At 46.7% G+C, this 18,478-nt stretch carries 19 protein-coding genes; 7 read left to right on the forward strand and 12 right to left on the reverse strand.

Annotated elements, in window-relative coordinates:
- Window positions 1–664 precede the first annotated feature (664 nt).
- Window positions 665–1,345 (reverse strand): hypothetical protein, encoded by a 681-nt coding sequence (locus tag GC102_RS25450; protein ID WP_171691997.1) that lies wholly within the window; start codon window positions 1,343–1,345, stop codon window positions 665–667.
- A 269-nt stretch (window positions 1,346–1,614) separates the two neighbouring features.
- Between GC102_RS25450 and GC102_RS25455 the strand changes: the two genes are divergently transcribed.
- Complete coding sequence (locus tag GC102_RS25455; RefSeq protein WP_171691998.1) at window positions 1,615–2,832, forward strand: multidrug effflux MFS transporter; 1,218 nt, start codon at window positions 1,615–1,617, stop codon at window positions 2,830–2,832.
- A gap of 88 nt (window positions 2,833–2,920) precedes the next feature.
- Here GC102_RS25455 and GC102_RS25460 read toward each other — a convergent pair whose 3' ends face one another.
- Window positions 2,921–3,544: a DedA family protein gene (locus GC102_RS25460; RefSeq protein WP_171691999.1), complete on the reverse strand. Its 624-nt coding sequence runs from the start codon at window positions 3,542–3,544 to the stop codon at window positions 2,921–2,923.
- Window positions 3,545–3,750: 206 nt separating this feature from the next.
- Window positions 3,751–4,701 (reverse strand): DNA-3-methyladenine glycosylase family protein, encoded by a 951-nt coding sequence (locus tag GC102_RS25465; RefSeq protein ID WP_171692000.1) that lies wholly within the window; start codon window positions 4,699–4,701, stop codon window positions 3,751–3,753.
- A 155-nt stretch (window positions 4,702–4,856) separates the two neighbouring features.
- Between GC102_RS25465 and GC102_RS25470 the strand changes: the two genes are divergently transcribed.
- From GC102_RS25470 to GC102_RS25480, 3 genes are all read left to right on the forward strand, one after another.
- Window positions 4,857–5,399 (forward strand): bifunctional transcriptional activator/DNA repair enzyme AdaA, encoded by a 543-nt coding sequence (locus GC102_RS25470; protein WP_281367707.1) that lies wholly within the window; start codon window positions 4,857–4,859, stop codon window positions 5,397–5,399.
- Between the two features lie 23 nt (window positions 5,400–5,422).
- Window positions 5,423–6,052, forward strand: coding sequence for a methylated-DNA--[protein]-cysteine S-methyltransferase (locus GC102_RS25475; protein WP_312883376.1), 630 nt, complete (start codon window positions 5,423–5,425; stop codon window positions 6,050–6,052).
- Between the two features lie 342 nt (window positions 6,053–6,394).
- Window positions 6,395–7,213, forward strand: a complete 819-nt coding sequence (locus GC102_RS25480; RefSeq protein WP_171692002.1) for an SPL family radical SAM protein — start codon at window positions 6,395–6,397, stop codon at window positions 7,211–7,213.
- A gap of 46 nt (window positions 7,214–7,259) precedes the next feature.
- Here GC102_RS25480 and GC102_RS25485 read toward each other — a convergent pair whose 3' ends face one another.
- Window positions 7,260–8,201, reverse strand: a complete 942-nt coding sequence (locus GC102_RS25485; protein ID WP_171692003.1) for a helix-turn-helix domain-containing protein — start codon at window positions 8,199–8,201, stop codon at window positions 7,260–7,262.
- Window positions 8,202–8,410: 209 nt separating this feature from the next.
- Between GC102_RS25485 and GC102_RS25490 the strand changes: the two genes are divergently transcribed.
- Window positions 8,411–9,148, forward strand: a complete 738-nt coding sequence (locus tag GC102_RS25490) for a ThuA domain-containing protein (protein ID WP_171692004.1) — start codon at window positions 8,411–8,413, stop codon at window positions 9,146–9,148.
- Window positions 9,149–9,616: 468 nt separating this feature from the next.
- Here the strand turns inward: GC102_RS25490 and GC102_RS25495 are convergent, their stop codons facing one another.
- The 5 genes from GC102_RS25495 to GC102_RS25515 form a co-directional block, all read right to left on the reverse strand.
- On the reverse strand, window positions 9,617–9,775 hold the full coding sequence (locus tag GC102_RS25495) for a hypothetical protein (RefSeq protein WP_171645050.1): 159 nt from the start codon (window positions 9,773–9,775) through the stop codon (window positions 9,617–9,619).
- Window positions 9,776–9,828: 53 nt separating this feature from the next.
- Window positions 9,829–10,161, reverse strand: coding sequence for a winged helix-turn-helix transcriptional regulator (locus tag GC102_RS25500; protein WP_171692005.1), 333 nt, complete (start codon window positions 10,159–10,161; stop codon window positions 9,829–9,831).
- Window positions 10,162–10,467: 306 nt separating this feature from the next.
- Complete coding sequence (locus GC102_RS25505) at window positions 10,468–12,036, reverse strand: sensor histidine kinase (protein WP_246321121.1); 1,569 nt, start codon at window positions 12,034–12,036, stop codon at window positions 10,468–10,470.
- A complete protein-coding gene (locus GC102_RS25510; RefSeq protein WP_171692006.1) occupies window positions 12,033–12,728 on the reverse strand; it encodes a response regulator transcription factor in 696 nt (231 codons plus the stop codon). Before GC102_RS25510 ends, GC102_RS25505 begins: the two co-directional genes overlap by 4 nt.
- A 100-nt stretch (window positions 12,729–12,828) precedes the next feature.
- Entirely contained in the window at window positions 12,829–13,587 is a 759-nt protein-coding gene (locus tag GC102_RS25515) for a hypothetical protein (RefSeq protein WP_171692007.1), read from the reverse strand.
- A gap of 182 nt (window positions 13,588–13,769) precedes the next feature.
- Between GC102_RS25515 and GC102_RS25520 the strand changes: the two genes are divergently transcribed.
- Window positions 13,770–14,066, forward strand: coding sequence for a Rieske (2Fe-2S) protein (locus GC102_RS25520; protein WP_171692008.1), 297 nt, complete (start codon window positions 13,770–13,772; stop codon window positions 14,064–14,066).
- 6 nt (window positions 14,067–14,072) lie between these two features.
- On the opposite strand, the gene GC102_RS25525 is transcribed toward GC102_RS25520, so the two are convergent.
- The 3 genes from GC102_RS25525 to GC102_RS25535 form a co-directional block, all read right to left on the reverse strand.
- The gene (locus tag GC102_RS25525) at window positions 14,073–14,414 is read right to left on the reverse strand and encodes a YrdB family protein (protein ID WP_246321122.1); all 342 of its coding nucleotides are present in this window, start codon (window positions 14,412–14,414) and stop codon (window positions 14,073–14,075) included.
- Between the two features lie 234 nt (window positions 14,415–14,648).
- On the reverse strand, window positions 14,649–15,491 hold the full coding sequence (locus GC102_RS25530; RefSeq protein ID WP_171692009.1) for an SDR family oxidoreductase: 843 nt from the start codon (window positions 15,489–15,491) through the stop codon (window positions 14,649–14,651).
- Window positions 15,492–15,603: 112 nt separating this feature from the next.
- Complete coding sequence (locus tag GC102_RS25535) at window positions 15,604–16,017, reverse strand: MarR family winged helix-turn-helix transcriptional regulator (RefSeq protein ID WP_171692010.1); 414 nt, start codon at window positions 16,015–16,017, stop codon at window positions 15,604–15,606.
- Window positions 16,018–16,261: 244 nt separating this feature from the next.
- On the opposite strand from GC102_RS25535, the gene GC102_RS25540 reads away from it, so the two are divergent.
- The gene (locus GC102_RS25540; protein WP_171692011.1) at window positions 16,262–18,478 is read left to right on the forward strand and encodes an ATP-binding protein; all 2,217 of its coding nucleotides are present in this window, start codon (window positions 16,262–16,264) and stop codon (window positions 18,476–18,478) included.

The raw sequence follows: 18,478 nt of genomic DNA on the forward strand, positions 1-18,478 counted from the left end.
TAAGAGATGACGTTTTGGAAAAAGGGCCTTTAACGACTCCGGCTGGAGTTGTTGGAGGCTCTTTTTCGTCTGGGTTGGGGGGACGGGAGCACCAGTAACCAACCCCAACCCCGTAATTCAGCCACATAATGCCTCTAGTTGTCAGAGACCAGTCGAGTGTACAGCAACAGATGCAGAAAGTGCAGCAAATTATGAGTTATTTGCCGATTTGAGTAGAAAAGATGCATTTAGTACATCAAATATCAGCATTTTAACCGGAAGTGGCTTTTATTCGTTGAATTAACTGCACTTTTTGCATGTTTTCTCATGAATATGTCGATAGGGATGAAATTAGCTGCACTTTTTGCATCAAAGGTTGTTATCATTGTCGCCCAAGTCTGGATTTCCAACTCATCCCATCCCCATGCTCAGCCTTAACGCCATTGCCATCTCCATTTTTCATCTTCACCCGCACCCACAGCCACAGCCACAGCCACACATCCATCTCTCGACTACAGGTACAGAGCGAGCTGCTCCAAGTAATTTAATAAGTCTGCACACGAGCTAATATTGAGCGGGGTACCTCGTAGTTTCACCGCGCACGACTTTAAATTAGATTAATAACGAGTAGCACTTCCGCAAAAGAGAGTTTGTTTGAGAGGTTTGCCTTCCATTAAATTGCCATCTAGTCTATAAAATCCAAGACCCCACGCGCAAGCTCGTATTGGACGACTCTGCCTCCTGCAGTTCGGCTTATTGGAGTTAGCCATCCTTTGGTGCGTAAGGATTGTAGAAGCCGCACGGCTGTTCGATGGTTTATTGCGAAATGTTCTTTAACATCTACAGGGCGTATGGGTCTAGCTAGCTGGTGGAGCAGTCGGATGACTTCTTTTTCTGCTAGGATGGCTCGGTTCGTAGGGGAGGGGGCAGACTGATAGCGACTCAAGAGCATGCGGAGTAGGGTGATACATAGCTCAGGGCGATGAGCAACATCGTCGTAAGCGAACGAGACAACTCGAAAGCCAAGGGCTTGTAGGAATATTTCTCGGTTTAACTCCTCGCAATATCTTTTACGATCCATGTCCTGTACATGGGGGCCGAATCCTTTGATTTCCCAAATGAACTTCACCTCACCAGGTAAATAGGCGAAATCCCCGAAGTACGAGCGTCCTCTCCAATCTATAACTTCGTATTTAGGGTGCAAATGCTCAAAATGCCCGATTAGCGGAAACCAGACTTGTTCCAAAAAAAGAGACTCCGCATGCTGATGCCCGCGTTCAAGTCTTCCTTTCCGTTCTCCGGATCTGCGGGAGATATGGGAGTCTATAAAGGCCTGGTGCTTCTCATGAAAATGTAAACTACTCATAGGTTCAGCTCCTCTTCGTATAAATAAAAAACGCCCCTGATTCATCAAAGATGAATAGGGACGTTCTTCGTCGCTTTAGCAATCATTATAGTCGAAAGGCGAATAGTTGGCTACACCGACTCTGCATAGAGTTACGACGTGCTGGTATATCATCTTTTAGGTAAATATTTTATATCTCCCTTGCACACCTTTGTAAAAGTTACCTACTAGACAAAATCACATCTCGATGGTAGCGTAAATTTACTACGAATGAAAGTTTGTGATACGTGATGTCTAGTCCTATTGCTTCCCAAACAAGACTATCTGTAAGTCGTTCAAACCGTTTATGGATTGTGCTCGTTCTCGGCTCGCTGGCCTCTTTCGGCCCGCTCTCACTCGATATGTACTTACCCGCGCTGCCTGTGCTCGCGAATGATCTTCATACGACTACCTCGCTGGCACAAATGAGTTTAACCGCCTGCATGCTCGGCCTATCGATCGGTCAGCTCATCGCCGGTTCGGTGAGTGATGTGCGCGGAAGGCGAATGCCACTGGTGATTGGACTCGTTGTTTATGCGATTTCCTCGGTCCTATGCATGTTCTCGCCAACGATATGGGTTTTTCTGGGTCTGCGTTTCGTTCAAGGCATGGCTGGCGCAGCTGGTATCGTCATCTCCCGTGCGATTGTTCGTGATATGTATGAAGGTGTAGAGCTGACGAAATTTTTTGCCCTTCTAATGTTGGTCAATGGGGCCGCGCCTATACTTGCTCCCATCGTAGGTGGACAAATTTTGCAATTCACCTCATGGCGTGGCGTATTCCTTGTTTTGAGTCTGATCGGTGTGGTTATGCTCTTTGCTACGGTGTTAGGCTTGAAGGAGACACATCCGCCAGAGCGTCGTTCCAAAGGTGGACTCACCAACACGCTCCGAACGTTCGGAGGACTGCTCACAGACCGTATGTTCATGGGCTATGCGTTAACGCAGGGACTCGTTTTTGCCGGCATGTTCGCCTACATTTCGGGTTCCCCGTTCGTACTGCAGGATATTTTCGGTGTTTCCCCGCAAATTTTCAGTCTTTGCTTCGCGATTAATGGTATGGGTGTTATCATAGCAGGTCAAATCACTGGAAAGCTAGCAGGGAAAGTTAGCAACCATCGATTGCTAGCTGGTGGGCTTGCTATTGCCGCTTTCGGCGGTTTGTTACTGTTCATTTCTACTCTTATCGGGGCAGGGTTATATGCGATTTTGGCGGCTTTTTTCTTCATCGTTTCTAGTGTAGGACCTGTCTCAGTAGCAACTTCCTCCCTAGCTCTTCAAAATCAAGGGAAAACAGCAGGCAGCGCGGCAGCATTGTTAGGTTTGCTTTCTTTTATCATAGGAGGCCTAGTTGCTCCGTTGGTCGGTATTGGCGGCAGCCAAACCGCGGTTCCGTTAGGTATCATCATAGCCGTGATGGAAATAGGAGCGATCCTAAGTTTTATTTTACTCACCCGTAAAAAGGCATAATAAAAAATCAAATAAAGGTTGCCTTATTCGATCTTATTAAGACCGAAGGGGCAACCTTTTTCGTATACAAAGGATTTAGGTAACTACTTCATTGAGGTTTGTGCAGCCCCGTTTTCAAACGACTACGCCATTTGAAGAGGAGAAAGACAGCCACCGCAATACACAACCCAATCAAAGTGTAAATCAAAAACTTTTCAACCCACATAAAAATGATAAGCCACTGATCACCGAAAAGGTAACCGATTCCGAAAAATACAACCACCCATAAAGCGGATCCCGTGAAGGCGAATAAAGCAAAAATTCGGTATGGAACGCGGATGATGCCTACAAAATAAAAGATAAATTGTCTAATTCCCGGTATGAAATAACTGAAAAGCAGCAATTTGTTTCCGTACTTCGCGTAATATTCTCTAGATTTTTGCAGATGCGCGGGCTTCAAAAACAGAAGTTTTCCATAACGTTCAATCAGAGGCGTGCCCAGTTTATATCCGATCCAATAGGTAATCGTCATTCCTATCAAACTTCCGACCCAGGCCGCAATCATGGCTAAAAACCAATTAAGCACCCCTTTATAAGCTAAAAAACCCGTATACGTCATCGTCGTATTTCCCGGAGGAATCGGAAGCGCAATAGCGTCCAATGGCAAACCGATCAACAATACCCAATAGCCAAATTGTGCAAATAATTGTTCAATTAGTCCCATAAACTTCATGACTTACTCGCTCCTTGTAACAAAAAACCGTATATTTTTTGTGGAAATTTGCATGAATATCTCTAATTTTCGCAGCAGAAATGAACCATCTTACATAAATTATACCTGTTTCAAGTAAAGCTATGAACCGTCAGAAAGTCAAGTTTTGGTCAGGACCTTAGTCTAGTTATCTGTAGGGTAGTCTCACGTAATCGCATCATTTTCGGCTAGTATAATACACGCCATAAATAAAATGTCGCATAAGCTTCCCACCCATTCCATCCTTCAGCAAGCTGTCGAATATGAGGAATAGTCGGTTTCTGCTCTAAGCCAAGCACATGCTTAAGAGCATTGTGCAAACCAACATCGGCAAGAGGGAAAGCAGCGGGGTTCCGTAAGCAGCGCATCAGCACATAATTGGCCGTCCACGGGCCGATGCCGCGAATACTTAACAGCTCTTTCTCCATTTCGGCAAAATCGTTCCGCCTCAGCAGCTCCTCTTTAACAAGCAACCCCTCAGTCATCAACTTGGCAACGCCGATTAAGTATTCTGCTTTTTTGCCCGTGAACTGTAAGGCGGTCAAAGCATCAGGCGTAAGCTCAGCGATTCGCTCTGGTGTAGGAAATGCCCAGTACGTCTGTCCTTCCCAGTCTAGCTGCGTGCCGAAAGCTTCAACAAGACGTCTTTTGAGTGTATAGGCAAAAGTCAGGTTGATTTGCTGTCCGATAATGCCCCAGCTCATCGCCTCGAATAGATCTGGAATCCCCATCAGACGCAGCCCATAAAAGTCCTGAGTGACTTGCTTCAGCAGATGATCACCCTTGGCCAATTCGTAGAAAGGCGTAAGGTCGGTGCCAAGGTCAAACCACTCCCACACATAGCGAGCCACGTCTTCACGAGTGGAGGAGGTGAGGGTACCGTAGGTAATATGGAATAGTTGAATACGCAGCCGAAAATTATCCTCACTGTTGACAGCGATTAGGACATGGTTATCCCCAATCGGAAGCAGCTTGTAAATAGCCAAGTTATCCACATGGAATAAGCATTCATTGGTTGATCGGGATAGATAACCGAGATTTTGCTCATATCGAAAAGGATCAGGAAGCGGCAGTGTAAGGGAGCTCGTCTGCTCGCACCATTTTAGGATAGAAGGGTTGAAGGGTTGAAGATGTGGCATGTTAAGTTCTCCTCGTATCTGATAAAGTTTCTTCCTCTATTATCGCTGAAGGCGGCTTTCGTAATCTTGCTTTCTCATCCGCCATCCCTTACAAGAGCAGCATGGTTTGGGTATACTGAGCTAGTAGGGAAATGGAGCTGAGAGGAGCGGTAGTCATGCAAGAACGGTTTTGGAAAGCGATTGTTGCGAATGATGCGGCTTATGATGGTACGTTTTATTATGCGGTGACGACAACTGGGATCTTCTGCAGGCCATCTTGCAAATCAAGGGTGCCTAAAAGGGAGAATGTCCGGATTTTTGGGAACCGACAAGCAGCTTTCTCGGAAAATTATCGTCCCTGCAAAAGGTGCAGGCCAGACGGCGTGAGGCTGCCTGATGAAGAATGGGTGTCGCTCATGACAGCTCACATCGATGAACATTATGCCGAGCCGCTGACGCTGACGATCCTGGCAGATCACTTTTATGCGAGTGTCTATCATCTGCAAAGGACTTTCAAACGCCTGCAGGGAATCACACCTCTAACGTATCTTCAACAAGTACGCATCGAAGCGGCCAAACGGCTGCTTCTAGAGACGAATGCTCCTGTGAATGCGATTGGTGTTCAAGTGGGGATCCCGAATGCGGCACATTTTGCCACGATGTTTCAGAAAAAGACCGGTTTTTCGCCAACGGAATTCCGTCAAATAAAATCAATCTAAACATAACCGAGGAGGGATCGAAGATGCAAACTATGCGGGTGAAAACCGGGGAGCAAACCATGCAAGAGAAGTCAGAGATGCAAACCAAACGAGCGAAGTCTGAAATGCAAAACGAATCGATCAAGTCGATCTACTGGGGAGTCGTTCGTTTGTTGGAGAATGACTTTTTGATGGCGGCAACGGATGAGGGGCTTTGCTATTTACAATTTCATGAGGCAGATCCTGCGGGTGGTGTAGATGAGGGGGCGTGGTTGGAATTAGCGAAATGGGCTCGTTCGCAGCTGCCTGAGCCTAACTGGGTAGAGGATGCTGAGAAGCTGCAGCCCTATATTCTTCAATTAGAGGAGTATTTGAAAGGATTACGTACGACATTTACATTGCCGTTGGATCTGCGTGGTACTGCTTTTCAGCAGTCGGTGTGGCGTGTGCTTCATGAGATTCCACATGGAGAAACGTTTAGTTATTCACAGGTAGCACAAGAACTGGATAAAATAAGTGCAGTTAGGGCCGTGGGCACTGCCATTGGGGCTAATCCCGTGCTCATCGTGGTGCCGTGTCATCGTGTTGTGGGGAAGGATGGGTCGCTAACTGGTTACCGCGGTGGACTTCGGAACAAGGAGAAGCTGCTGTTGTTGGAGCGAGCAGGATTATGATTGGATATGGGTGCACTTAACTCTAATCCATTGGAGTTTTTACAGTGCTTTTAAATTTAAGCCTATGGATAACCGATTCTATTGGAGTTTATCCAATTAAAACTCCAAGAAGCGACAATTTTCATAGAAAATAAAAAATTCCATTGGATTATTCCAATGAAAGTACAAAAGCTAAACTCAAAATTGAGATTACATTGGATTCTCACCAACGCCGATACATTCATGATGCCTCCTCACTACGGGTAGGCCATGACACCAAAATTTTTGTAATAGATGAAATTAGATGATATTTAACTAGGTTATCGAGGAGATGATCTCGAAAGGGAAAGTGGAGGCGAGTCTATGAAGGTTGACGTAAACCGGAAGACGGCGAAGCAGCTGCTCACGAAAGCGAGCGGCTTTCTTAAGGGGTATACGCACACGCTAAACCCCTACACCGGCTGCTCCTTCGCCTGTTCCTACTGCTATGTGAGGCAGATGCCTGTCGCATTATTCCGCAGCGACGCATGGGGCGATTGGGTCGATGTAAAAGAAAATGCGGCCGCTCTTCTAGAGAAGGAGCTGGCTAAAGCGAAGAGCAAAGGGCCGGTTACGATCTTCATGTCATCGGCCACGGATCCCTACCAGCCGATCGAACATAAGGAGCGAGTCACCCGTTCGCTCCTTGAGGTGATGTCCGCGAATCCGCCGGACTTCTTGTTCGTTCAGACCCGCAGCCCGCTCGTGACACGGGATGCGGATCTATTAAAGCTGCTCGGCGAACGCGTAAGAGTCAGCATGACGGTCGAGACCGACCGCGAGGATATACGCCGAGCGTTCACGCCGTCCGCGCCGCCGATTCCGGCGCGGCTAAATGCCCTCCGCGAGCTCGCAGCTCGCGGCATTCCGGTGCAGGCCACGATAGCGCCAGCGCTGCCGAGCTCGGAGCATTTCGCCGAGCTGCTTGCGGGCATCGTGGATCGGGTGTGCATCGACGATTACTTCATGGGCGATGGCAGTGGGGGCAAGCGCACGGAACGCATCGGCGTGCGCGCAATCTATGACGCGCTGGAGCTGCCAGACTGGTACAGTCGGGATGCGTACGAGCGCGTGCGCGAACAGCTCCTGCGGCATTTCCCGCAGGAGCGTGTGTTTGTCAGCCAACAAGGCTTCCTGCCTTGATGGATATAACAAAGCCTCCTACGGGATTTCCGTGGAGGCTATTATGCTAGTCCGCTTGCGCAAGCAGAGGCGTCAACCCTGATTGACTGCGCATGCGTTGTTTGAATTCCTTGGGCGAGCATTGGTTATGACGCTTAAACAGCTTGTAGAACTGCGCCATATTCAGTATGCCTACTTCAAAGCTTACTTCCATAATGCTGAGGTCGCCTGTGAGAAGGAGACGCTCGGCTTTTTTGATCCGCTTGTAATTAACGTAATCGACGAAGGATATCCCCATGACCTTTTTGAAATACTTAATAAAGTAATGATAGCTCAAATTGAGCACACTGCACATGTCTTCGACCGAAATCCGTTCGCTCAGATGCTCGTCGATATAGTCTAGTGCCGGACGCACGCGAGAAATGCCAGAGTCCTCGGCAAGAGCCGAGAAATCTCGGTTGTCATTGCGCAGCATCAAGAGTAAGAGATTTTTGATCGCTGAACTGATCGCCAACTCGTACCCAATCTTGCGGGATTGCGATTCTTCGTAAATCTGCATGATGAGGTTGTAAGCAGCTTGTTTGACGGCTGCATTGCCTTGAAACAGCTCATTAAATTGCTCAAGTGGATGAGTTAGCTCCGAGAAACAATGCAGGTAGGGCATGGTGCTAAGGTCAAAATGCTGCTTTAGATCAATCTGAAAAACGATCTGTCGCAAGGCATCCGCAGAATGCTTATACGTACGATGCGGCTGGGAAGAGCCCAAGACCATGACATCTCCAGGGGCCATCACCGTAAATTCGTGCTTCGTTTGGATGCCGAGTTGACCTTCTATGACCACAAGAAATTCAACTTGCATATGTGAATGCCAACGCCAAGGAGTTGGAGGCCCGAACTGCGGGGTATCAGAACTCATTTCCCATATTTTCAAGAAGAGCAAGGGGTTCTGGTAAATGACTTCTTCATTAACAATCTCGGTGAAGGTGCTAGAGCTATGTATAGGGTCCATGGATATGTATACCTCACTACTGTGAAAGACATTTTTGAATACGTAAAAAGTGGCGGAACGTAAGGTTTATCAGTAATGAGTATATCATTGTTTGAAGAGGAAGGACACTATTGAATAAGAATTAGGCAGGATCTTGCCTTTATTTTCGGCGAGGGAGTGACTATACTCAAAAGTATGAATGAATACGCTACCCTGGAGGGAATAAGAAGATGAGTCAGAAGCTTAGAGTAACGGTTTGGAACGAGTTCCGTCATGAAAAAGAAAACGAAGTCGTACGCGCAGCGTATCCAGACGGTATCCATACGGCGATTGGTGAAGGTTTGAGCGGAGCCGTTGATGTCACGTATGCGACATTAGATGATGCTGAACACGGCTTGACCGAAGAAGTTTTGAATAACACAGATGTCCTCATCTGGTGGGGACATAAGGCACATGACGAAGTGCAGGACGAGATCGTAGACCGCGTTCAAAAGCGTGTATGGCAAGGCATGGGGCTTATCGTGCTGCACTCCGGACACTTCTCCAAAGTGTTCAAAAAGCTAATGGGCACTTCTTGTGACCTCAAATGGCGTGAAGCTGATGAGAAGGAACGTCTTTGGGTTGTTGCTCCGGGTCATCCTATCGTTGAAGGAATCGGTGAGTACATCGATCTTGAAGCAGAGGAAATGTACGGTGAGCACTTTGATATCCCTCAACCGGACGAGCTGATCATGGTTTCTTGGTTCGAAGGCGGCGAAGTTTTCCGCAGCGGTTGCACGTTCAACCGCGGCAACGGGAAAATTTTCTACTTCCGTCCTGGACACGAGACATACCGTACGTACTACAATGAGCAAATCCGCCGCGTAATCAGCAATGCGGTTCACTGGGCGGCTCCATCCACACGTGAGTATCCGAAATATGGTAACCACAAGCCGCTTGAAGAGATCAAAGCAAAAGTCAAAGCTTAATAGTAATGCGATAGGAATGCTCCCGGTTATCGGGGGCATTTTTTTGTTTTGCGGTGGTTGCTTATCCATGAGGACATCTGCCATCAGGGTGAGTTTTTGGCAGAGTTGTTCTTAACGGAACGACAAGCCGCTAAAGTGGATGAAATGCGCTAAAAATTGAATTAGCGGAACGAGGGAGCTTTATTTGATAAAATTTGTGGTATTCGAAGCTAAAAACAACGAAATAACGGCTTTACGTTCCTCATGTGCTTGAATTTGGAGCTGTTTCATATAAATAGAGGCTCTACGTTCCCCTCACTTGTATGAACTAGTGCTTATTTTACATAAATAGCGGATCTAGGTTCGTTTTAAGGAGTCTACCTTAGGTAGAAGGTTGCAAATATCCGTAAAGTGGCTGCCCCCACATCTAAAAACAAGAAGACCATCCCGTTGTTCTATTATCCCCTGGGTGGTCTTCTTTTGCATCGCTTATTTCTTTATAAGATTCAACTTAAGAGCCTGCTCCTCAGTTAATATAAACTCCTCTTGAGGCCATATTTCCTCATCTTTATCTCTCCCGAAGAGACGAAGTATCTCTGCCCAGACCCCTTTTTCCATAGCTTCCGAAGCTGAAATCATGATCTTCAAAGCAAACACCCCCTGGGATTAGTTACTTGTATCAGCTTAGCTCAGTGATCAGACTAATGAGTTAGAATGGGAGCCATATCTTTTTCTTTCATATGCTGCTCCCCCCAGTTGCACATGGCATCCAGAATGGGTTTGAATGACCAACCATAATCGGTCAAGGAGTAGACCACTTTCGGTGGCACTTGATCATAACTTGTTCTTTTCACCATTCCGTCTTGTTCCAACTCGCGTAATTGTTGGGTAAGCATCTTCTGGGTAATTTCGGGCATTAACCTTTTTAACTCACTTGTTCGTTTGTCCCCTTTGTCCAAATGACACAGGATGACGACCTTCCATTTACCACCGATCACATCAAGTGTGGCTTCAACTGGAATATTATAGGCCATAGTAGTAAACCTCCTTTGAAAAATAAGGGTACTTTATAGTACCTATATACCTTAAATGTATCTATACTACTTCAAAGTGCGTACTTATCAAAAAGTTCTTATACAAATATAATAGCACTCAGAGCCGAAATGTTAAAGTGTAGAGCCATTCACTTCAATTATAAACTAGGAGGATATCATGAGCCAATCATTCGCGCAGTCTGCGTCAAATCATGAATCGTTCCATTTCATTAAGCTTCCGTGGGACAATAGAAGAAAGCACAAGCGATCAGGAATCGGTTCCCTGTTGCTTGTGCTTTTTTGTCTTTATGAAACTTTTGGGACGCTAGTTTTGTCCGCATGCTTTCCTGGCTCGATATAAAAGGATACGCCATCTCTCTGGTTCGCCGCGCGAACCGTCATGCCGTGATGGTCCATAATTTGTTTCACGATGGCGAGGCCAAGTCCGAATTGGCCATCTCCGCCAGAGCGGAAAGGTTCGAAAAGGCTATCCGTGATGGTTTGATCAAGAAGCGGGCCATCATTACTTATACAAAACTCGGATAATGAAGGTTGCTCTTTACTCGCACTCGCGTTGTCGAGTGACTGTGATTTGACCGTGATGCGAATGCAGCTTTTGGCATAGCGGAGCTGGTTGTCGAGCATATTTTCCAAGGCGATTTTCCACTGTTCCTGATCACCGATTAGTGTGGTACGAGGAGCGAGATCCATCTCCCACTTGATTTCAGGCCGACGATAACGCAGCCGCTCAACCACATCCTCAAGGACAGATTTGATCTCAAAAGGCTGAAAGGGCTTCTCTCGGGCCGTCAAATAGTTAAGCTTATTCAGCAGCAGCAGGTCGCGAATCCGTTTCTCCAGCCGCTCGCCCTCTTTCATAATAACGCCAACGCTATCATTGAGGGTTCCCTTCGGATAGACTCCATCTTGAATAGATTGCGCATAGCTGCGAATCACCATCACAGGCGTCTTCAGCTCGTGAGACGTATGCTGCAGGAAGAACTGCTGCGCCCGATCCTGGCGCACTAACCGCTGCCGCATGGATTCAATCGCTTTGGCTAGCCGGCCAATCTCATCCTTGCGGCTTGTTGTGATGGGCTCGTGCCAGTCACGTTCGGCCATCCGCCCGACATGGCGCTCCATCTGAACGAGTGGACGTGTGAAGTAGCGAGCTATTCCCAGACAGGGGAGCCAGCTAATGACGATAAGACCTACCATCAGCAGCATGAGCCGGCCAAACATCGTCATCACAAGATCGTTGCGATAATTTCCCCAAGCATATGAGACGATGAAGTTGGGCTTCGTTAGATCACCTTCTTTGCGAATCACATAGAAGATACTTTTGTTCTCAATATTCCGCGTATATTTCTCTACGGGCAGCTGTTGTGCGAAGGCATCATCCTCCATAGCCTGCATGAAGGGCTCGCTAATGGTAGCGCTCGAAGCAAATGTTTGATTGCTGGCAGCAGTACCGCTTATCATGAAATGCTGAATCGCTGGTCCGCTCAATGTAGTTTGAAGAGGAGCAGTTGCCCGTATAGCCATAGTTGAATTAGGGAGGATGCTGTTTGCTTCATTGAGGTCCATTTTAGGTACGACCAAAATGCGCTTATCCATAGGTACGCCCTGTACAAAACTAGGAACCGGAAGTTGAATGATTGGTTCCGCGGGGATTGCAAATGTCGCCGCTTTGGTGCTTTCCACACGAAGACCGCTCTGTGTATCGAGTAAAATATCATACAGCTGCTCAGTGAAAAATCCCTTCAATGTCCAAGGAAGCAGGATAGCGAGCAGTGTGAAAATCAAAAGTGTTAAGGAGGCGAACGCTCCCCATAGCTTGACCGCAAGAGGCCAATTTCCCAGACGCATTCTCATGCTTTCACCATCCTATATCCGTAACCATACACGGTTTCAAGTCGCAATTCCGGCAGCTTACGGCGTAATCTTCGCACCAAATCGTCGACGACACGATCCGTACCGAAGTAATCGATGCCCCAGACAGCGGTAAGCACCTGCTGACGTTCGAGCACCTGTCCTTGGTGATTCACCAGGTAAAGCAGCAGCTCGAATTCCTTCGACGTAAGATCCGGGTTCGTTCCATCGGCGTCGGTCACGATGCGGCCTTGCTCATCGATCAGATAGGGTCCAACTGTCAGTTTCACACGGCGTTCTTGGGCGGCTGTGAGGGATCCGCCAAGTCGTTCCCCATAGACGCGTTCAAGCAATTTACGTGTGCGTATCACAAGTTCCCGCGGTAAAAAGGGCTTGGCCAGATAGTCATCACTGCCTAGCTCCAGTCCAATAATTCGATCAATATCTGCATCTCGTGCGGAGATAAAGATAACAGGCTGCATCGGTTGATCCGCCTTGATTTCCCTCATCAGTTGATAACCATCCACGCCGGGCAGCATAATATCGAGGACCCACAAGTCCGGCCGCTCCGAGATTGCTGCTCGGGCTGAGGTTCCGTCGGGGAACGAGCGCACTTGCCACCCCTCTTTCTCTAAATATGCGGCTAGGACGCCTCTTAAATCCTCTTCATCTTCTACCAGATAAATGTGATACATGTGAATAATCTCCTACTTTCCTGACTACATAGGGAAAAAGTGGAGCCGATCAGCTCGAAAATTGCGATCGGTTCCACTAGATTCAATTAGCTAAACAATCTTATTTCTCAGTTGGTGTTTGAATGTCTGTTTTCAATTTCTTCGTCAACTCGCGAAGCTCTTCAGTTTGCTTCACATAATCCTTCAACAATTCAGGCAAAAGGTTTTTAATCGCCGCGGTATCATCAGCTTCAACCGCTTCCGTTAATTTCTGCTGGCGTTTGAAAGATTCGGGTAGCTCCGCTTTCATTATATCACCAGCTACTGCCCCCTCAAATGGGAGTGCTTGGGTAACCAGTTGTTTGATCATGATATCTTTTGTAGGCGGCGTTATTTCACCATTTGAATTGATGGTAACAGCAGGAAGGGCAGGGACGGCAGAAACGGAATCTGAGAGTCCTTCCATTTGAAGTGTACCGTCTTCAGTCAGGGCTTTTTCATCCGTTTTACCAGTCGCAGCATCTTTCGTAATGATCACTTTTTTGGCAAAAGTAGGCTTTGGAAATTCATTTTCTACCTGTTTGCGATCTTCCAGCGCCTTTTTCCAGTCGGATAAAGTTTCTGGTGCATAGGTACTGGCAAGCAGCTTCCAGTAGTTTCGCTCATGCGATGGCTGCATCAGTAGACCTGAGCTAGCACTAGTCGCACGGAACATCATGACTGGTTTGCTGCCTTCAGGTTGTGAGATTTGAATGCCTTGGATCAATTTCGTATCTTTGTTCGTGTCTGCTGCGGATGCAGTTACGGCTCCGAATGCGATAGTTGCGATTACGGCTAGCAAGCTAGTTTGAGCTGCGCGTTTTTTCCATTGTGTTTTCATTTTAGAAAACTCCTCTCGGTATATGTAACTTGTAGGGGATGTTAGGCATTTCCCTTACACCCTTACTGTACCGAAAGATTATGGACATCCTATCGTAACATTGTGGGAAATTATGTGTAGAAGCTTGTGGATTGCGATAAACTGTTAAGACGGAATATCAACATTTTGCTAGGAGGATTAGGATGAAAGAAATTGAACTGGGTCCGGAAGACCGATTCACAGATTTACCCGCAGAAGTTGAGGTTGAAAGCCAAAAGTACTGGATTTTGAAAAACGACGAAATGGGTAGCTACCGTTTAGTGTCGCGCAAGTGTCCGCATGCTGGGGGTTTGGTAGAAGAGGAAAGTGGGGAGCTGGTATGTCCCTTGCATGGTTGGGAATTCGATTCTCATACAGGCGTTTGTCTGAACGTGCCATCGAAAAGTCTAACCGCGTATACCGTTATTGTAAAAGATGGGTTGCTCGTCGCCCAAATGTGACCGCCTTTATTGTTCCCAGAGGAACTTCAGAATGCGATGAAGAATGTAAAAAAGAGCGAAACAAATAGCAAGAGAATGTTTGCCGGTTACATAAAGGGCTATAATGGCAACTGCGAAAATAACGAGTTCGATGATAAATTGAAGAGGCTGAGAGACGGTTATTGAAGCTTTCGGTGAAACGAACATACCCCATAGGATGGCTGCAAGCAGCGGAGTGCCAATGCCCAGAACGCCTTTGAGCAGCCCTCCTTTGCCAACGTGAAATCCCCAATAACTAAGGGAAGCAAGGATGCAAAGTTCTAACAAAAAACGTAAGCCTAAATTGGCGGCTTTCATCATGATCATCATGATAACAACACTCCCCTTCATGGGTAAACTAATTATAATAATATATTAACTAATGATATTAGTTTATGCAATCTTTTTTTGGATTCAAGGATAAACGACTCCGTCGTCCTTCTGGGACGAGCGCGTTTGACAAGGTAGATGCGAAGCAAAAGTATAAAACTTATACTTTCTTATCTACTGAAAAATACCACTGCAGAACGTTTTTACGTTCCGAAGTGGTATTTGATTTGATTTTTACCTATTCAAATGCAGTTTACGTGTGTTGAGCATGCCGTCCAGACCCGTGGGATCTTGACTCACTTTATATTGGACGAAAGCTTCCGCAGCTTCCGATGTTCGAATGCGTAATGGCTTCGGATCCAGCTCCGTGACTAATTTAACCATCACCTCTGCAACTGATTCTGACGTTTGAGGCACCGAATTCCGCTTGGCGAAGGTGTCCAAATACTGCGTGATAATCGGCTTATATTCATCTTCTAGAATGCCGCCGGTTTTTTGAACGTGACCGAGGACGGTGCTGTTAAAATTGGTTGCAATCGCGCCGGGCTCAAGCAGCGTAACATCAATATTAAATGTGGGCTTGTAGTAGGTTGCTAAACTTTCTAACAAACCCTCAACGGCGAATTTAGCCGCGCAATAAATCTCATTAAAGGGTTGCCCGACCAAGCCGCCAACACTTGTTGTTGCAATCAGATGTCCAGCATCTGACTTGCGAAGCAGCGGAAGCCCTGCACGAATCGTATGCATAACTCCGTAGACATTCGTATCAAAAACGTTATGAATCTCCTCCATAGTCGCTTGCCCCAAGGCTCTCAAAAATCCAAAGCCCGCATTACAGAACAAAACGTCAAGGTGACCGTGGTTCTTTTCAATAACGCCAAACGCATTTTCCATAGATTCAGGGCTGGTGACTTCCATTTCGATAAAATGAAGATTAGCCTGCTGGCTGTATTTCTCTTGATCACGTTCTACGTTGCGTGTTCCTGCGTAAACCGTCCAACCAATCTCAGAAAATTGCAGCGCAGTCGCTAATCCTATACCGGATGAGGCTCCGGTGATCGCTATAATTTTATTCATTCAAAACACTCCTCGTGTGCTTATTTATTAAACTGTTTACGAACTAAACAATATATCGATTAAACGAATTAGTCAAGACTGAAAATGAAAAATCCCAACAGGAATGTTGGGATTATAAAGGCAATTTTTCTAAAAGCTGTTTGAGTGCAGCCAATTCTTCCTTGGAATAGGGGGTAAATAGCTGTTCGATTTTTTTATTGTACGCAGCTAAGATGTTAATTATCAGTTCATTTCCTTTATCCGTCATTTGAACGAGCTGACTTCTGCGACTAGTAGGATGCGGCTTGCGGATGACCAAACCCTGCAGTTCCAATTTATCTAACAGCTGTGTGATAGCTCCTCTGGTTAGCCCGAATTCATTGGAGATATCCACAGCGATGCATTCAGGGTGTTTGCGCAGAAACTCCAAGACATACATCATAATCGGTGTAATCTGAAAGTGAGGCAGCACCTGCATCAAATAGGAGGAGATGACATTTTTAATTTCGCGAAATTTGGTCGTAATCAACTCTTGGTCATTTTCCATAAGAAGCCGCCCTTTTTTGTTTAGTTTCTATACATTTCTATCCATTATAACAAAAAAGTGACCCACAGCAACGGGCCGCGGGTCTAAGTTATATATTTTAAAGGGGGGTCGAACTTTATTATAGGCTTACTTCATTAAAATCAGATGAATTTCAGATTTCATTTTCATTACATTTTTGCAAATGGTAAAATAGAGCTAACGAACACATCTAAGAATAGTGTTGCTAGAGCGGAGGAACCCTGTTTTGAAACATTATTCTATGCGATCGCATTTGACCCTAACTTTCGCTATTATGGCGATGATTCCGATTCTAATTCTAGGCAGTTTTCAAGTTTCTCAAATTACCAATATTACGCAGGAATCCAATCAGAATCAACGGCAGACCACCTACCGACTGGGGGATGCCGTCCAAGATTACATGTACTATCATCGAAATGCGGTTGAAACTTTAGCTGCCACAATTACGGCATCTGACGCCACCTTCCGTACGCGCGAAAGCTTAACGTTAAAGCTGCAATCGCTGCAAGAAAATTTGGCGGGCTTTACCGGTATCTACGTTGTAGATCAAAATGGGATCATCAAAGCGACTCACACTGCAGCGAATGCTTCACTCATTGGCGTCGATGTCAAGGAGCGAGATTACACCAAACGTGTGCAAACCGCACAAAAGACAATCATATCCTCGTTATTCCGAGGACCAGAAAGTTTGAATCAGTCGGCAGTCGCGATTGCTGTACCGATTTATAAGGGAAATAGGCAAGCTGATGGCTTTGTGCTCGCCGTGCTCGAATTGGCTCCCATTAAGGAGCTTGTTACCAAATATGATTATGGCAAAGAAGCGTATCCAGTTGTTCTGGATCATGCGGGTAAACCCATCTATCATCCTAACGCAGCACTTACAGAATCCATGACGGATTTATCTAAGGAGCCTGTTGCCGAAGATGCCCGAGTCCAGAGACAGGGGGAAGGAACTTACCAATTAAGCACCTCTACTCATAAAGAACTGATTACCTACAAAGCCATCCCCGAAATCGATTGGATCGTGTGGGTAAGTAAGTCCAAAGCCGCAGTCAATGCTGCTTTTATCGAATCTCTCCGTATCACGATATTGCTGTTGGTGTTCACACTCATTTTGACCGTACTACTGGGCAGTTTTCTGGCGAAACGGCTGAATGGAACCATTCATGCCTTAGTTGGCTACACGCAGCGTCTTGCAGGAGGCACCTTCGCCAAGCCGGACAGCAAAGTCGTTCCTCAGGGTTCACCTCTGGAACTGCAATTGCTGGCTGATCATTTCTTCCGGATGGCTGAGCAAATTAAGGAAAATCAAGGAGCGCTGCTGCAGCTCAACAGCGAGCTTGAGAATCGTGTCGAGGAACGAACCCAGCGGCTGCAGGACGAGCATGCGACCTTAAATGCCGTTCTGGAAAGCATGTCCGATGCGGTTGTCCTGATCGACGTGAAGCATAATGTTGTGTATGCCAATCATCGGATGGCCGAAATCTTCGCAATTCCGATGTCGGAGTTGGGGGCAATGAATGAGTCTGCGCTGTTTGAAAGGATTGCTCTTTTGCTGCCCGAACGTCAAGACGAACTCCAGATGCTTACTGCTGAGCCGAGGGTGCAGGGTGCTTTTACGGTGAAATCCGAGCAGGGCAAAGAGCGCTTTATGATGGTTTCCGCGTTTCAAGTGGCTAGAGAAGGGCGAGTTTTTGGCCGCGGCTATGTGTGGCGTGATATGACCAAGGAGCATGAAATCGATGCGCTTAAGAATGATCTGATTTCCCTTGCATCCCATGAATTTAAAACACCAATCACGAGTATTCGCGGCGGTGTTGAGACGCTTCTTCGCGTGGATGCCCAGTGGGAAGAAAGCTTTAAACAGGAGCTGCTGGAGGGAATTCATGAAGACATCGGGCGCATTCAGGATCTGATTGATGAGTGGTTGGATATCTCGAAGATCGAATCGGGTGCCATGCGGATCAATCCGCAGCCACTCCGATTGGAAGCAGTCGTGGAAAGCGCCAAAAGAAGGCTCCCGCAGCAAGCGAACTATGAGCATACCCAATTCGAGGTGCATCTGGCCGATGATATGCCTTTGGTCTACGCGGACAAGTTGCGCATGGAGCAAGTCCTCGTGAACTTGTTCACGAACGCAGTTCGCTATAACGAGCAGCATCCGATAATTCGAATTACCGCTGAAGCGGATGAGCGTTATGTTCATCTGGAAGTTCAAGATAATGGCATTGGGATATCTGCAGAGCATGTGGATAAAATATTTGACCGCTTCTACCGAGTTGATGTGTCATCAAGCCGTCAAACGGGCGGGACCGGACTCGGTCTTGCGATCTGCAAGGGGATCATGCAAGAGCACGGCGGAGAGATCCGCGTATTGAGCAAGCCTGGTGAGGGAAGTATATTTATCCTCTCCATACCGAGGTTCCAAGGGAAGGAGAGCTGA

It is taken from the genome of Paenibacillus germinis (assembly GCF_013141785.1).
Taxonomy (GTDB): Bacteria; Bacillota; Bacilli; order Paenibacillales; family NBRC-103111; genus Paenibacillus_E; species Paenibacillus_E phytorum.

Excerpts from the sequence above, each read along its gene's own strand:
- GC102_RS25450 (WP_171691997.1), bottom strand. The coding sequence starts at position 1,345 with ATGAGTAGTTTACATTTTCATGAGAAGCACCAGGCCTTTATAGACTCC.
- GC102_RS25455 (WP_171691998.1), top strand. The coding sequence starts at position 1,615 with ATGTCTAGTCCTATTGCTTCCCAAACAAGACTATCTGTAAGTCGTTCA.
- GC102_RS25460 (WP_171691999.1), bottom strand. The coding sequence starts at position 3,544 with ATGAAGTTTATGGGACTAATTGAACAATTATTTGCACAATTTGGCTAT.
- GC102_RS25465 (WP_171692000.1), bottom strand. The coding sequence starts at position 4,701 with ATGCCACATCTTCAACCCTTCAACCCTTCTATCCTAAAATGGTGCGAG.
- GC102_RS25470 (WP_281367707.1), top strand. The coding sequence starts at position 4,857 with ATGCAAGAACGGTTTTGGAAAGCGATTGTTGCGAATGATGCGGCTTAT.
- GC102_RS25475 (WP_312883376.1), top strand. The coding sequence starts at position 5,423 with ATGCAAACTATGCGGGTGAAAACCGGGGAGCAAACCATGCAAGAGAAG.
- GC102_RS25480 (WP_171692002.1), top strand. The coding sequence starts at position 6,395 with ATGAAGGTTGACGTAAACCGGAAGACGGCGAAGCAGCTGCTCACGAAA.
- GC102_RS25485 (WP_171692003.1), bottom strand. The coding sequence starts at position 8,201 with ATGGACCCTATACATAGCTCTAGCACCTTCACCGAGATTGTTAATGAA.
- GC102_RS25490 (WP_171692004.1), top strand. The coding sequence starts at position 8,411 with ATGAGTCAGAAGCTTAGAGTAACGGTTTGGAACGAGTTCCGTCATGAA.
- GC102_RS25500 (WP_171692005.1), bottom strand. The coding sequence starts at position 10,161 with ATGGCCTATAATATTCCAGTTGAAGCCACACTTGATGTGATCGGTGGT.
- GC102_RS25505 (WP_246321121.1), bottom strand. The coding sequence starts at position 12,036 with ATGAGAATGCGTCTGGGAAATTGGCCTCTTGCGGTCAAGCTATGGGGA.
- GC102_RS25510 (WP_171692006.1), bottom strand. The coding sequence starts at position 12,728 with ATGTATCACATTTATCTGGTAGAAGATGAAGAGGATTTAAGAGGCGTC.
- GC102_RS25515 (WP_171692007.1), bottom strand. The coding sequence starts at position 13,587 with ATGAAAACACAATGGAAAAAACGCGCAGCTCAAACTAGCTTGCTAGCC.
- GC102_RS25520 (WP_171692008.1), top strand. The coding sequence starts at position 13,770 with ATGAAAGAAATTGAACTGGGTCCGGAAGACCGATTCACAGATTTACCC.
- GC102_RS25525 (WP_246321122.1), bottom strand. The coding sequence starts at position 14,414 with ATGATGATCATGATGAAAGCCGCCAATTTAGGCTTACGTTTTTTGTTA.
- GC102_RS25530 (WP_171692009.1), bottom strand. The coding sequence starts at position 15,491 with ATGAATAAAATTATAGCGATCACCGGAGCCTCATCCGGTATAGGATTA.
- GC102_RS25535 (WP_171692010.1), bottom strand. The coding sequence starts at position 16,017 with ATGGAAAATGACCAAGAGTTGATTACGACCAAATTTCGCGAAATTAAA.